The sequence below is a fragment of the Agromyces sp. NPDC055661 genome, from assembly GCF_053618135.1.
Genome location: NZ_JBSHHC010000002.1, coordinates 975,420 through 987,889 on the forward strand (window position 1 = coordinate 975,420; position 12,470 = coordinate 987,889).

Sequence of the window (12,470 nt, forward strand, 5' to 3'; positions counted from 1 at the left end):
CGTCATCGGCGGATGCCGCTTCTGCCTGACCTGGGCTAGGCCCGGATCAGCACCGTGCCGGCGACCTTGTCGTGGAACCCGCGCTGGTCGGAGTCCCACACGATCGCCGGGATCACGATGATGAGCAGCAGCGTGCGCACGACGGGCCGCCAGAATCCGACCCATCCGCCGGAGATCGGCACGATGCGCATGCCGAGGAGGCGGTGGCCGACGCTGCCGCCGATCGTCGGGATGAAGAGCACCTGCATGAGCGCGAAGATCGCGAGCGTCAACCACGAGTGCAGCACCGAGCTGTAGGGCGCGAACAGGAGCGCGATCAGCGTCGCCGATGCCCAGTCGATCGCGATCGCCGCGATGCGGCGACCGACGCGGCCGACGGATCCTGGGCCGGAATCGGGGAGCCCGAGCCGCTCCCCCGGCCACCGGCTGGGTTCGAGGTCGCCGAAGGTTCGGGGTTTCGCGTCAGGCACCCGACGAGTCTATCGAGCCCTCCTGCGCGTAACATGGCGGAAACATTCGCGTCACGGTCGGGAAACGGCGACTCGCTAGCGTCAGGTACGGCTGTCGACGTCCGTCCGGTCCCACTCGCCCCCTCTTGGAGATTCCGACACATGTTCAGTGATTCGTCCGAAGTGCTCAAGTTCATCAAGGAGACGGATGTCAAGTTCCTCGACATCCGCTTCACCGACCTCCCGGGCGTGCAGCAGCACTTCAACATCCCGGCGTCGACCGTCGACGAGGAGTTCTTCACCGTCGGCCAGCTCTTCGACGGATCGTCGATCCGCGGCTTCGCCTCCATCCACGAGTCGGACATGCAGCTCATCCCCGACGTCTCCACCGCGTACGTCGACCCGTTCCGCGCCGAGCGCACGCTGATCATGATCTTCGACATCTACAACCCGCGCAACGGCGAGATCTACGCGAAGGACCCGCGCCAGGTCGCGAAGAAGGCGGAGAAGTACCTCGCGTCGACCGGCATCGCCGACACCGCGTACTTCGCGCCCGAGGCGGAGTTCTACATCTTCGACGACGTGCGCTACGAGGTGAAGCAGAACGCGAGCTTCTACTCGGTGGACTCCCACGAGGGCGCCTGGAACTCGGGCCGCACCGAGGAGGGCGGCAACCTCGGCAACAAGACGCCCTACAAGGGCGGCTACTTCCCCGTCTCCCCGGTCGACAAGCAGGCCGACCTCCGCGACGACATCTCACTGAAGCTCATCGAGGCGGGGCTCATCCTCGAGCGCGCCCACCACGAGGTCGGCACCGGCGGCCAGGCCGAGATCAACTACCGCTTCGACACGATGGTGCACGCGGCCGACGACATCCTGAAGTTCAAGTACATCGTCAAGAACACCGCCGACGAGTGGGGCAAGACGGCCACCTTCATGCCGAAGCCCCTCTTCGGCGACAACGGCTCGGGCATGCACACGCACCAGTCGCTGTGGAACGAGGGCAAGCCCCTGTTCTACGACGAGGCGGGCTACGGCGGCCTCTCCGACATCGCGCGCTGGTACATCGGCGGCATCCTGCGTCACGCCCCGGCGCTGCTCGCCTTCACCAACCCGACGGTGAACTCCTACCACCGCCTCGTGCCGGGCTTCGAGGCCCCCGTCAACCTCGTCTACTCGGCGGGCAACCGTTCCGCGGCCATCCGCATCCCGATCACGGGCACCAACCCGAAGGCCAAGCGCATCGAGTTCCGTGCGCCGGATGCCTCGGGCAACCCCTACCTCGCGTTCGCCGCGCAGCTCATGGCCGGCCTCGACGGCATCAAGAACCGCATCGAGCCGCACGAGCCCGTCGACAAGGACCTCTACGAGCTTCCGCCCGAGGAGGCCAAGTCGATTCCCCAGGTGCCGGGTTCGCTCGACGCCGTGCTCGACGCGCTCGAGGCCGACCACGACTTCCTCCTCGAGGGCGGCGTGTTTACCAAGGAGCTCATCGAGACCTGGATCGACTACAAGCGCGAGAAGGAGCTGAAGCCGCTGGCCCAGCGCCCGCACCCGTTCGAGTTCGAGCTCTACTACGGCGTCTAGTCCGCAATCACACCCTGATCGGCGGTTCCGGTCCCCCTCCCCAGGATCTGGAGCCACCTGAGACCCGAACACGAAGCCCCTCCCGGTCCGCCGGGAGGGGCTTCGTCATGACCGGGCGCTTCCACGCGCGCCCTCACTCGGTGCGAGGAATCCTCGGTTTCCGACGCTCAGCCCGTGGTCGGCTCGCGACGTGGCTCGACGCCGTAGAACCCGCGCTCGAAGACGGTGCGCGCGCGGCGCGTGAGCGCGAGGTAGTCGCTCTCGAGGCTCGACGCCGAGCCGGGCGGGTAGCCCATGATGCGGGCGACGCCCTCGAGCTGCGAGCGCTCGACGGGCAGCACGTCGGTCGTGCGGTCGAGCCAGAGCGTGAGCGCCGAGCGCGCCCGCGAGGCGAACATCCACGCGGCGCGCAGCGTCTCCGCGTCGCGCGCCGGGATGTGGCGATGCTCGACGGCCGCCGCCAGCGCGTCCAGGGTCGACGGCGTGCGGAGGGACGGCTCCTCCGCCCCGTGCTGGAGCTGCACGAGCTGCACGAACCACTCGACGTCCGACAGCGAGCCCCGACCCAGCTTGAGGTGACGCGTGGGATCGGCGCCCTGGGGCAGGCGCTCGTTCTCGACGCGCGCCTTGATGCGCTTGACCTCGCGGACGTCGCGATCCGAGATCCCCGCGGGATAGCGCACCGAGTCGGCGAGCTCCATGAAGTCGCGGATGAGCGCCTCGTCGCCGGCGACGCCCCGGGCGCGGAGCAGCGCCTGCGCCTCCCACGTGAGCGACCAGCGCGCGTAGTAGGCGCGGTAGGCGTCGAGCGACCGCGCGACGACGCCGTTCCGTCCCTCGGGGCGCAGGTCGGCGTCGAGCTCGAACGGCAGCCGTGCGTCCTCGGTGAGCCGGACGAGGTCGGCCACGATGCGCAGCGCTCGGGCCTGCGCCGCCTCGGGCTCGGCGCCCGCCGGCCGGAACACGTAGACGATGTCGGCGTCCGATCCGATGCCGAGCTCGCGCCCGCCGAACCGGCCCATGCCGATGACGGCGAACTCGACGCCGTCGGGCTCCTCGCCGCGGATCGCCTCGACGATCGCGGCGATGTGGCTCTGCGTGACGTCGGAGAGGCCGTGTCCGAGCTCCTCGACCGTGCAGACGTCGAGGATCGCCGACAGCGCGAGGCGCAGCACCTCGCGGCGGCGGATGGCGCGGAACACCTTCACCGCGGCATCCGCGTCGCCGTGACGGCCGAGCACCGCCCGCTTCTCGTCGTCGAGCGCGGCGAGCGAGCGGGGGCGGAGCTCGTCGACGTCCTCGAGCCAGGCCACGGCCTCGGGGATGCGCTCGAGGAGCTCGCCCGCGAAGCGCGATCCCGAGAGCACGCGCGTGAGGCGCAGCGCGGCATCGGACGAGTCGCGCAGCAGTCGCAGGTACCAGTGCGTGGTGCCGAGCGTGTCGCTCACGCGGCGGAACGCGAGCAGTCCGTAGTCGGGGTCGGCTCCGTCGGCGAACCAGGAGATGAGCACCGGCATGAGGTGCCGCTGGATGGTCGCGCGGCGCGAGACGCCCGCGGTGAGCGCGCCGATGTGCGCGAGCGCGCCGCGCGGGTCGCGGAAGCCGATGGCACGCAGGCGCGCTTCGGCCTGCTCGCTCGTGAGCCCGAGGCCCTCGGCCGGCAGCGCGGCCACCGCCGAGAGCAGCGGGCGATAGAAGAGGCGCTCGTGCAGGCCGCGGACGCGCTGCCGGGTCGCCTGCCACCTGGCCGTGAGGTCGTCGGCGCTGCGCCCGAGGCCCGAAGACCGCGCGAGGGCGCGCAACTCGGCGGCACCGCGGGGCATCAGGTGCGTGCGGCGCAGTCGGGCGAGCTGCAGCCGGTGCTCGAGCACGCGCAGGATGCGGTAGTCGCGGGAGAACTCCGCCGCCTCCTCGCGACCGACGTAGCCGTGCTCGGCGAGGGCCGACAGCGCGGGCAGCGTGCCGGGCTGGCGGATCGCGGCATCCGTCGCCCCGTGCACGAGCTGCAGCAGCTGCACGGTGAACTCGATGTCGCGCAGGCCGCCCGGACCGAGCTTCAGCTGCACGTCGACTTCGTCGGCCGGGATGTGCTGGGTGACCCGCTCACGCATGCGCTGCACCGACTCGACGAAGCCCTCGCGGCTGGAGCTCGCCCACACCTTGGGCGCGACGCCGGCGGCGTACCGCTCCCCCAGCTCCCGATCGCCGGCGAGCGGACGGGCCTTCAGGAGCGCCTGGAACTCCCAGCTCTTCGCCCAGCGGTCGTAGTACTGCAGGTGCGACTCGAGCGTGCGCACGAGCGCGCCGTCCTTGCCCTCGGGGCGGAGGTTGGGATCGACCTCCCAGAGCGGGGGCTCGATGCCGGGCTCCGAGATGACCCGCATGGCCACCATGGCGAGACGCGTGGCGATGTCGAGGGCGCGTGGCGTCGCGACGACGTCCTCGTCGGCGGACTCCGCCACGAAGATCACGTCGACGTCGCTCACGTAGTTGAGCTCGCGCGCTCCGGCCTTGCCCATGCCGATGATCGCGAGGCGGGTCGCCTCCACCTCGGCGGCGGGGTACCTCCCCGGAGCGGCGGCCTCGCCCTCCGCCCGCGCGGTCGCCCGGCGCGCGGCGACGACGGCGACATCGAGCGCCGCGCCGGCGAGGTCGGCGAGGCCCGACGCGACCGTGTCGACTGCCTCGATCGCGTCGGCGCGGGTCAGATCGTAGACGGCGATCGCCGCGAGCAGCCGCCGGTAGCGCACCCGGATCGCGGCCGCGGCCGCCTCGAGGTACCGCCCGGCCGGCACGTCGACCTCGTCGAGGGCCTGCAGCAGCACCGCCCGCGCCTCGTCGGTGCCGAGTGGCGCCATCGGCACCTGCTGCAGCACGGCGAGCTCGCGCGGATGCCGCGCCAGTACGTCGGCGAAGCCACGTGACGCGCCGAGCAGCCGCGCCATGCGCTCCGCGGACGCGTCGTGCGCGAGCACGGCCGCCACCTCGTCGGGCGCTCGTTCCTGCAGTCGCAGGGTGGCGTTCAGCGCCTCGTCGGGGTCGCCTGCGTGCGCGAACGCCTCGAGCAGCGCCTCGTCGTCGAGGCCCGTCGCCGAGGCGAGCGCCTCGAGGCCGGCCGCGGCGGGGTCGAGGTCGTCGAAGCCCGCGCGTGCGAGCCGGCCGAGGGTCGGGGCCTGGCGTGACATCCGGTGCGTGTCAGAGGATCTCGAGGTTGCGCTGCAGCTCGAACGTCGTCACCTGCGAACGGTAGTCGCGCCATTCGGCGCGCTTGTTCGCCAGCACGTAGTTGAAGACCTGCTCGCCGAGCGTCTCGGCGACGAGCTCCGACTCCTCCATGTACTCGATCGCGTGGTCGAGGCTCGCGGGCAGCGGGTGGTAGCCCAGCGCGCGACGCTCGCTGTCGGTGAGCGCCCACACGTCGTCCTCGGCCTCCGGCGGCAGTTCGTAGCCCTCCTCGATGCCCTTCATGCCCGCGGCCAGGAGCAGCGAGAACGCGAGGTACGGGTTGGCGGCAGAGTCGATCGCGCGGTACTCGACGCGCGCGCTCTGGCCCTTGCTGGGCTTGTAGAGCGGCACGCGCACGAGCGCCGACCGGTTGTTGTGGCCCCAGCAGATGAAGCTCGGCGCCTCGTCGCCGCCCCACAGGCGCTTGTACGAGTTGACGAACTGGTTGGTCACCGCCGAGATCTCGTTCGCGTGCCGCAGCAGGCCCGCGATGAACTGCCGGCCGATCTTCGACAGCTGGTACTGCGAACCGGCCTCGTAGAACGCGTTCGCATCGCCCTCGAAGAGGGAGAGGTGCGTGTGCATGCCGCTGCCGGGATACTGCGAGAACGGCTTCGGCATGAACGTGGCGTAGACGCCCTGCTCGATCGCCACCTCCTTGATCACCGTGCGGAACGTCATGATGTTGTCGGCCGTGGTGAGCGCGTCGGCGTACCGCAGGTCGATCTCGTTCTGGCCGGGCCCGGCCTCGTGGTGGCTGAACTCCACCGAGATGCCCAGGTCTTCGAGCATCCGCACGCTGCGACGGCGGAAGTCGTGCGCGGTGCCGCCGGGCACGTTGTCGAAGTAGCCGGCGGAGTCGACGGGCACGGGGCCCTCCTCGCCGTACTTCGACGAGCGCAGCAGGTAGAACTCGATCTCGGGGTGCGTGTAGAACGTGAACCCGCGGTCGGCGGCGCGTGCGAGCGTGCGCTTGAGGACATTGCGCGGGTCGGCGACGGCGGGCTCGCCGTCGGGCGTCGTGATGTCGCAGAACATGCGCGCGGTGGGATCGATGTCACCGCGCCACGGGAGCGTCTGGAAGGTCGTCGGGTCGGGGAAGGCCAGCAGGTCGGACTCGAAGGTGCGGCTGAGGCCCTCGATCGCGGACCCGTCGAACCCGATGCCCTCGGTGAACGCCCCCTCGACCTCCGCGGGTGCGATCGCCACCGATTTCAGGGTGCCGACCACGTCGGTGAACCAGAGCCGTACGAACTTGACTCCTCGTTCCTCGATGGTCCGGAGAACGAAGTCGCGCTGCTTATCCATCCACACCCTCTCTCGCACCTCTCAGGGTAGCGGCTCGGGGCCGGGCGAGAAGCCGGGCACGGATGCCGCGTGTGCCAGACTGGCGGCATGTCAGAGCAGCCCGTTGACGACGCAGCATCCGCGACTCACCCCGCGGCGGAGACGAACCCGTACGGGGGCGCCGCGACATCCGGAGGACCGAAGCGCGTGCGCACTCGGCACTTCCAGAACGCGAAGCGCGAGGGCATCAAGATCACCGGCCTCACGAGCTACGACATGCTCACCGCGCGCATCTTCGACGAGGCGGGCATCGACTTCCTGCTGGTCGGCGACTCGGCCGGCAACAACGTGCTCGGCTACGACACGACGCTGCGCGTCACGGTCGACGACCTCATCCCGCTGACGCGGGCGGTCGCGGGCGCCGTGAAGCGTGCGTTCGTCGTGGCCGACATGCCGTTCGGCTCCTACGAGAACGGCCCCGAGGACGCGCTGCACACCGCGGTGCGGTTCATGAAGGAGACGGGCGCCCACGCCGTGAAGCTCGAGGGCGGGGAACGCAGCCACAAGCAGATCCGCCGCATCGTGCAGGCGGGCATCCCGGTCATGGCCCATATCGGCTACACGCCGCAGAGCGAGCACGGCCTGGGCGGACACGTCATCCAGGGGCGTGGCGATGGCGTGCAGCAGCTGCTCGCCGACGCGAAGTCGGTGCAGGACGCCGGCGCGTTCGCCGTCGTGCTCGAGATGGTGCCGGCCGACGCCGCGCGCCAGGTGACGGAGCTCCTCGAGATCCCCACCATCAGCGTCGGCGCCGGCCCGCACACCGACGGGCAGCTCCTCGTCTGGACCGACTGGGCCGGCCTCACGGTCGGGCGCGTGCCGAAGTTCGTCAAGCAGTACGCCGACCTGTCGGGCACCCTCGCCCAGGCCGCACGCGAGTGGCGCGCCGACGTCGAGGCGGGCAGTTACCCGAACGCCGAGCACAGCTACGAGTGACCGTCGGGGCGGTGTGACGGTCGCGATGGACGTGGGTGCCGCGGCCGCCTAGTCCTCGGCGGCCTCCTCCTCGGCCCACTTCGCGCTGTTCGCACGCAGGATCTCCAGCGCGCGCTCGGCCTCGGCGCGGGTCTCGAAGGGCCCGACACGGTCGGGGGCGGGCGACTGGAAGCCCTGCTCCACCTCGCCGGTCTTCATGTTGTACCAGTACTGGTGCTCCACATCCTGCGCCATAGGGTGATCCTATGCCCAAGGATGCCGCCGGCCACCTCATCCCCGGACGCCTGTCGCCGCCGCGCCGGGTCCCCGCCGGCATCCCCCGACCCGAGTACGTGGGGCGCCCCGCCCCCGCGCCGAACACGGCCGGCGACCGCTACTCGCCAGACGAGGTGGAGCGCATCCGCGCCGCCGGACGGATCGCCGCGCAGGCGATCGAGGCGGCGGCATCCGCCATCGCGCCCGGCGTCACGACCGACGAGCTCGACCGCATCGCGCACGACCACGTCGTCGCCCAGGGCGCCTACCCCTCGACGCTCGGCTACCGCGGCTACCCGAAGTCCTCGTGCACGTCGGTGAACGAGGTGATCTGCCACGGCATCCCCGACGACACCGTGCTCGAGGACGGCGACCTCGTGAACCTCGACGTCACCGCCTACCTCGACGGCCACCACGGCGACCTCAACCGCACGTTCCTCGTCGGCGAGGCGAGCGAAGAGGCGTCACTGCTCGTGGAGCGGACCGAGCAGGCGCTCGCCCGCGGCATCCGCGCGGTGGCCCCCGGTCGTCAGGTGAACGTCATCGGCCGTGCGATCGAGGCGTACGCGAGGCGGTTCGGGTACGGAGTCGTGCGCGACTACACGGGCCACGGGGTGGGTCGCGCGTTCCACACGGGCCTCGTGATCCCGCACTACGACGCGCCCGAGTTCGACACCGTCATGGAGCCCGGGATGGTGTTCACCATCGAGCCGATGCTGACGCTCGGCACCATCGAATGGGACGTCTGGGACGACGACTGGACGGTCGTCACGCGCGATCGCGCGCTCACCGCGCAGTTCGAGCACACCCTCGTCGTGACCGAGCGCGGCGCGGAGATCCTGACGCTCCCCTGAAGCACCGCCGGGGCCGCGCCGGTATCCGGCGATGGTCGCGCGATAGTGTGGCGCCATGGCGACTGACCACGCGATCGGCATCGACATCGGCGGCACGGGCATCAAGGGGGCGGTCGTCGACCTCGGCACCGGCGAACTCGTCAGCGAGCGGCTCAAGGTGAAGACCCCCGAGGGCGGACGCCCGAAGGACATGCTCAAGGCCACCGAGGAGCTCGTCGACCAGATCGACGCGCAGCTGTCGGGCAGCGAGAAGCTCCCGCTCGGCGTCTGCTTCCCCGCGATCGTGAAGCGCGGCTACACGCTGTCGGCCGCGAACATCTCCGACGAGTGGATCGGCCTGCAGGCCGAGGACCTCTTCGAGCAGGCGCTCGGCCGCGAGATCCACTTCATCAACGACGCGGATGCCGCGGGCTTCGCCGAGGTCCGCTACGGCGCGGCCGCCGGGGTCGACGGGCTCGTGATCCTCACCACGCTCGGCACCGGCATCGGGTCGGCGCTCATCTACGACGGCGTGCTGGTGCCGAACACCGAGCTCGGGCACCTCGAGATCGACGGGCACGACGCCGAGAAGAAGGCGGCGTACGCCGCGATGGAGCGCGAGTCGCTGAGCTGGGAGAAGTGGGCGAAGCGGCTGCAGCGGTACTACTCGTTCGTCGAGTTCCTGTTCACGCCCGACCTGTTCATCGTCGGCGGCGGCGTGTCGAAGCACAGCGAGGAGTTCCTGCCGCTGCTCGACCTGAAGACGAAGATCGTGCCCGCCGTGCACCGGAACAACGCCGGCATCCTGGGCGCCGCGGCCCTCGCCACTCGCTGACGGGCGTCACGCCGGCCGAGTGGTGCGAGCGGGCCGGCTGATACGCCGGGTTCTGTTCACCGGGCGCTTGCGCGACACCGGCTGGACGGCCATCTCTCTCGGAGCTGCGTCGCCGCAGCCCTCCAGCGGCCTACCCGGGAACGGGACGGGCAGCCCCATCGTTCCCTGTCTGGCCTTGCTCCGGACGAGGTTTACCGAGCCGACCGCGTCACCGCGGCCGCTGGTGGGCTCTTACCCCACCGTTTCACCCTTACCCCGGACTCGCGTCCGAGGCGGTCTGCTTTCTGTGGCACTGTCTCGCGGGTTGCCCCGGGTGGGTGTTACCCACCGTCCTGCCCTGCGGAGCCCGGACGTTCCTCGGCATCCGATCGCTCGGATGACGCGACCGTCTTGCCGACCCGCTCGCCCTCCAAGGCTACAGGGCGGAGCTGTGCCCGGGCTCGACGCTCCGGCTCGACCGCCGCGGGCCGAGTCGTCCGGCGCGGCTCAGAGCCCCGACTCGTCGGTGCGCACGAGGATGCGGTCGCACTCGGGGCACTGCAGCACGTCGTCGGGCGCAGCACGCCGCACCTGCTCGAGGTCGGAGCCGGTGAGCGTGATCGTGCAGCCGCTGCAGGTGCGCTGGCGCAGCAGGGCGGCACCGACTCCCCCGCCGCGGAGGCGACGCTGCTCGTAGAAGGTGAGGAGCTCGGCCGGCACGCCGCCCGCGACGACGGCCCGGTCGCGCTCGGCGGCGTCGCGCTCGGTGCCGAGCCCGGATGCCGCCTCGTCGCGCTCGGCTTCGAGGGCCGCGGCCTCCGAGGCGATGGTCGCGCGCTCGGCGTCGATGCCGGCGACGGCCGCCTCGGCGGTCTCGACCTTCTCCATGACGGCGAGCTCCTGGTCCTCGAGGTCGGAGAGCCGTCGGGCGAGCGACGCGAGCTCCGCCTCGAGCGCGGCGACGTCCTTCGTCGACGAGGTGTGCTGCAGGCGGTCGCCGTCGCGCGCGATGCGCGCCTCGACCACGGCCACGTCGGACTCCAGCCGCGTCAGCTCGGCGCGCGCGTCCTCGAGTCCGCCCACGGCCTCGGCGCGGGTGCCGCGCACGGCGGTGTCGCGCTTGGCGAGCTCGGCGAGCGGGGCGGCCTGCGGCAGGGCGCCGAGTCGGTGCGCGAGCTGCTGCAGTCGGGTGTCGAGGGACTGCAGCCTGAGCAGTTCCTGCTGGTCGGCGGGGCTGGCCTTCACGTGGTGCTCCTCGTGGGGGACGGTGCGGGAGTGGTCATCATTGCACGACCTGGAAGTCCCAGGGGTCGGTGCGGAGCTCGCTCACGCGGACGTCGAGCTCGGGGTGGGCGTCGCGGAGCTCCGCGGCGGCGGCATCGAGCCAGAGCCACTCGCTCGCCCAGTGGGACACGTCGATGAGGGCCGGTCCCCCGCCCAGGAGCGCCTGCTCGCGCGCCTCGGAGGCCGGGTGGTGCCGGAGGTCGGCCGTGATGTAGACGTCGGCGCCGCGAACGAGCGGGTCGCCGAGCAGCGAGTCGCCGGCGCCGCCGCAGAGCGCGACGACCTCGACCGGGTCGTCGAAACCGCCCGCGGCACGAACGCCCGTGGCGGTCGGCGGCAGGATCTCCGCGAGGACGCGCGCCAGCCGGCCGAGGCTCATCGGCTCGGGCAGCCGGCCGATACGGCCGAGCCCGAGCGCGGCGTCTGCGCCGGGCACGATCGGCCGCACGTCGACGAGCCCGAGCCGGGACGCGAGCACGGCCGAGGTGCCCTGGTCGACCACGTCGGCGTTCGTGTGGGCGGCGACGAGCGCGCAGCCGGCGCGGATGAGTCGGGCCAGGAGGGCGCCCTTGTAGCGGTCCTCGGCGATCGACGTGACGCCGCGCAGCAGCAGCGGGTGGTGCGCGATGAGCAGGTCCGCGCCGAGCTCCACCGCCTCGTCGACCGTGCCCGCGACGGCGTCGACGGTGAAGAGCACCCGCTCGATCGCGGCGGCGGGATCGCCCGTGACGAGGCCCGGGGCATCCCACGGCTCGGCGCCCTCGAGCGGCCAGAGCCGATCGATCGTGGTCAAGACCTCGGCGAGAACGACTGGCACGCGCCCCAGCCTAGCGGCGCGGCTCGGCGGCACGGCCGGTGCAGCGGCCCGCGGCATCCGACGGTGGGCCCTGCCGGGCTCGAACCGACGACATCCACGGTGTAAACGTGGCGCTCTACCAACTGAGCTAAAGGCCCCCTGCCGACGCGACGGGCTCGCGCCCACGCCGCGCGGCGCACGCCCATGCTATCGGAGCGTCCATAGACTCACGCCCATGGAGGTCGTGGCGCAGCATCCGAGTCGCACGGCCCAGCCCGAGTACCGGTGGCCGGCCGTCGTCGCGCTGGTGTCGGCGCTGGCGCTCTACGCGTTCCTGCCGAACGAGATCTTCGGAAGCCAGCGATTCGTCCTCGTGGCGGCCGGCCTCGCCTTCCTCGTGACGCTGAGCTTCCTCAACCCGCACCGGCTGCGCAAGCAGACGCGGTGGTACCGCATGGTGTCGGTCGCCTTCGTCGCGCTGCTCGTGCTCATCAACCAGGTCGCGCTCGTGATCCTCGTGTACAAGCTCGTCGAGGGCCACCACAACGCACCCGGGCTGCTGCTCGCCGCGCTGCAGGTGTGGGTCGCGAACGTGATCGGGTTCGCGCTGCTCTACTGGGAGCTCGACCGCGGCGGTCCCGTGGTGCGCACCGCGTGGGCCCGCATCGAGATCCCGCCGGCCGACTTCCGCTTCTCGCAGGACGAGGACGAGACGACCATCGAAGAGGTGGCCAAGGGCTCGGCGGCGCGCATCGACTGGACGCCGCGCTTCATCGACTACCTCTACACCTCGCTCTCGAACAGCATGGCGTTCAGCGCCAGCGACGCGATGCCGCTGCGACAGCGCACGAAGCTCCTCATGGGGCTGCAGGCGTTCGGCGGGTTCGTGATCCTCGCGCTCGTGATCGCGCGGTCGGTCGGCATCCTCGACTGAGGGCGGGCGG

The 12,470-nt window shown here is 71.2% G+C and carries 11 protein-coding genes, 1 tRNA gene and 1 other RNA gene; 5 read left to right on the forward strand and 8 right to left on the reverse strand.

Annotated elements, in window-relative coordinates; genetic code table 11:
* Positions 1–35: 35 nt before the first annotated feature.
* Positions 36–470 carry an RDD family protein gene (locus ACWGO8_RS18110; RefSeq protein WP_452044345.1) on the reverse strand — a complete coding sequence of 145 codons (435 nt, stop codon included), beginning with the start codon at positions 468–470 and terminating at the stop codon, positions 36–38.
* 141 nt (positions 471–611) lie between these two features.
* Here ACWGO8_RS18110 and glnA point away from each other — a divergent pair, with 141 nt between their 5' ends.
* Entirely contained in the window at positions 612–2,036 is a 1,425-nt protein-coding gene (gene glnA / locus ACWGO8_RS18115) for a type I glutamate--ammonia ligase (protein ID WP_452044346.1), read from the forward strand.
* A gap of 167 nt (positions 2,037–2,203) precedes the next feature.
* Here glnA and ACWGO8_RS18120 read toward each other — a convergent pair whose 3' ends face one another.
* Together ACWGO8_RS18120 and ACWGO8_RS18125 are read right to left on the reverse strand one after the other, a co-directional pair.
* Positions 2,204–5,221 (reverse strand): bifunctional [glutamine synthetase] adenylyltransferase/[glutamine synthetase]-adenylyl-L-tyrosine phosphorylase, encoded by a 3,018-nt coding sequence (locus tag ACWGO8_RS18120; protein ID WP_452044347.1) that lies wholly within the window; start codon positions 5,219–5,221, stop codon positions 2,204–2,206.
* Positions 5,222–5,231: 10 nt separating this feature from the next.
* Positions 5,232–6,569, reverse strand: coding sequence for a glutamine synthetase family protein (locus ACWGO8_RS18125; protein ID WP_452044348.1), 1,338 nt, complete (start codon positions 6,567–6,569; stop codon positions 5,232–5,234).
* 87 nt (positions 6,570–6,656) lie between these two features.
* Here ACWGO8_RS18125 and panB point away from each other — a divergent pair, with 87 nt between their 5' ends.
* Positions 6,657–7,544 (forward strand): 3-methyl-2-oxobutanoate hydroxymethyltransferase, encoded by an 888-nt coding sequence (panB, locus tag ACWGO8_RS18130; protein WP_452044349.1) that lies wholly within the window; start codon positions 6,657–6,659, stop codon positions 7,542–7,544.
* Positions 7,545–7,592: 48 nt separating this feature from the next.
* Here the strand turns inward: panB and ACWGO8_RS18135 are convergent, their stop codons facing one another.
* Positions 7,593–7,778, reverse strand: coding sequence for an SPOR domain-containing protein (locus tag ACWGO8_RS18135; RefSeq protein ID WP_376954633.1), 186 nt, complete (start codon positions 7,776–7,778; stop codon positions 7,593–7,595).
* An 11-nt stretch (positions 7,779–7,789) separates the two neighbouring features.
* Here ACWGO8_RS18135 and map point away from each other — a divergent pair, with 11 nt between their 5' ends.
* Both map and ppgK read left to right on the forward strand, forming a co-directional pair.
* Entirely contained in the window at positions 7,790–8,653 is an 864-nt protein-coding gene (gene map / locus ACWGO8_RS18140) for a type I methionyl aminopeptidase (RefSeq protein ID WP_452044350.1), read from the forward strand.
* Between the two features lie 55 nt (positions 8,654–8,708).
* On the forward strand, positions 8,709–9,467 hold the full coding sequence (ppgK, locus tag ACWGO8_RS18145; RefSeq protein ID WP_452044351.1) for a polyphosphate--glucose phosphotransferase: 759 nt from the start codon (positions 8,709–8,711) through the stop codon (positions 9,465–9,467).
* Between the two features lie 25 nt (positions 9,468–9,492).
* Here the strand turns inward: ppgK and rnpB are convergent.
* The 4 genes from rnpB to ACWGO8_RS18165 form a co-directional block, all read right to left on the reverse strand.
* An RNA gene (gene rnpB / locus ACWGO8_RS18150) (RNase P RNA component class A) lies at positions 9,493–9,868 on the reverse strand.
* An 85-nt stretch (positions 9,869–9,953) separates the two neighbouring features.
* The gene (locus tag ACWGO8_RS18155; RefSeq protein WP_452044352.1) at positions 9,954–10,691 is read right to left on the reverse strand and encodes a zinc ribbon domain-containing protein; all 738 of its coding nucleotides are present in this window, start codon (positions 10,689–10,691) and stop codon (positions 9,954–9,956) included.
* A 37-nt stretch (positions 10,692–10,728) separates the two neighbouring features.
* Complete coding sequence (locus ACWGO8_RS18160; RefSeq protein ID WP_452044353.1) at positions 10,729–11,547, reverse strand: Nif3-like dinuclear metal center hexameric protein; 819 nt, start codon at positions 11,545–11,547, stop codon at positions 10,729–10,731.
* A gap of 64 nt (positions 11,548–11,611) precedes the next feature.
* Positions 11,612–11,684, reverse strand: a tRNA-Val gene (locus ACWGO8_RS18165).
* Positions 11,685–11,761: 77 nt separating this feature from the next.
* Here ACWGO8_RS18165 and ACWGO8_RS18170 point away from each other — a divergent pair.
* Entirely contained in the window at positions 11,762–12,460 is a 699-nt protein-coding gene (locus ACWGO8_RS18170) for a hypothetical protein (RefSeq protein ID WP_452044354.1), read from the forward strand.
* Positions 12,461–12,470: the final 10 nt, after the last annotated feature.